Below are 1,204 nucleotides of genomic sequence, written 5' to 3'. Positions count from 1 at the left end.
GAACTCCTCAGCGAGACGTCGGAACCGTTCGCCATAGATCATGGCGGCGCCGACCGACATTTCGATCCTGGTCTCGCCCGGATCGGGAGCGTCCAGGCTTTCCGCCAGGCATCGGGCACACCGCCGCCCACGTCGTGGACTGCGCTGGAGTCCTTCTAAGTAGCAGCTGCCACGCCCGCGAAGTCGTCGAGGTCGGCCTCCCCGTTTGTGATCCCTCGCCTCGGACGCTGATTCGACGACGGTCCAGAGGATGACGCCGCAGCGCGACGGCCAAGTGGGCGGACCATCGTCGCGACGTACGCTGACCGCCGAGCCATCCCTCATGCACCTCAGTGTTGCGATTCTCGCGGGGGCGGAGGCATCGCGCTATCAGGTGAATTCGAATGATCATCGCAACGGTGACGGATAGTCATAGTGCCAGAGCTTGATCAAAAATGTCGGCTGGAGTGCGCCAGCCGAGCGTCTTGCGGGGGCGAGTGTTGAGGCGCTCTTCAACGGCGCGTAGGTCGGCCGCGGTATGGACGGACAAGTCGGTGCGTTTGGGGAAGTACTGGCGAAGCAGCCCGTTGGTGTTCTCATTGGTGCCGCGCTGCCATAGGCTGCCCGGCTGGGCGAAGAACACGCCTTCGCTCAGGTAGGCGGCTATCTGGTCATGGTGGGCCATCTCTGCTCCTTGGTCCCAGGTCAGTGTCAGCCGCACTGCCTGCGGCATGTCGAGCAGTACGGCGATGAGGCCATCGCGAACGGCCTGCGCGTCATGGCGGATCGGAAGCGCGACCAGGCGCACGTAGCGGCTCTTGCGGTCGACGAGCGTGGCGATGGCGGATTGGTTCAAGCGCCCGGTGATCAGGTCGCCCTCCCAGTCCCCGACACGTCGGCGTTGCTCGACCACGCTCGGACGGCCTCCGATGAGCAGCGCGGGCGCGATGAAGCGAGGGCTGCGTCGGTTGGATCGGCGGCGACGTGTACGCAGAGGCCGCCCAGTGCGCAGCCGACGCGTGAGTTTCCGGCTCAATCCGCTCTTTCCTCCCTGGTAGAGCGCCCGGTAGATCGTCTCGTGGCTGAATCGCTCCGGGTCTGATGGAGGCTCTGGCCTGGCCTGGAGCGCTTCACCGTCCGCACATGCAGAATCGGTTCCCAATCATCGGCACCCTCCCATTCGTGATCAAGATGCTTCATGCTGCTGACTTCGTTGGTCCGGTGG

1 protein-coding gene is annotated in these 1,204 nt (G+C 64.6%); it reads right to left on the bottom strand.

Annotation, left to right across the window (positions count from 1 at the left end):
* Positions 1–409: 409 nt before the first annotated feature.
* Complete coding sequence (locus tag AB0B96_RS40840) at positions 410–1,141, bottom strand: IS30 family transposase (RefSeq protein ID WP_362907689.1); 732 nt, start codon at positions 1,139–1,141, stop codon at positions 410–412.
* Positions 1,142–1,204 lie beyond the last annotated feature (63 nt).

This window comes from Streptosporangium sp. NPDC049046, from assembly GCF_040649155.1.
Lineage (GTDB): Bacteria > Actinomycetota > Actinomycetes > Streptosporangiales > Streptosporangiaceae > Streptosporangium.
The sequence above is the reverse complement of the archived record's forward strand: the minus strand, read 5'-3'. Positions and strand labels throughout refer to the sequence as shown.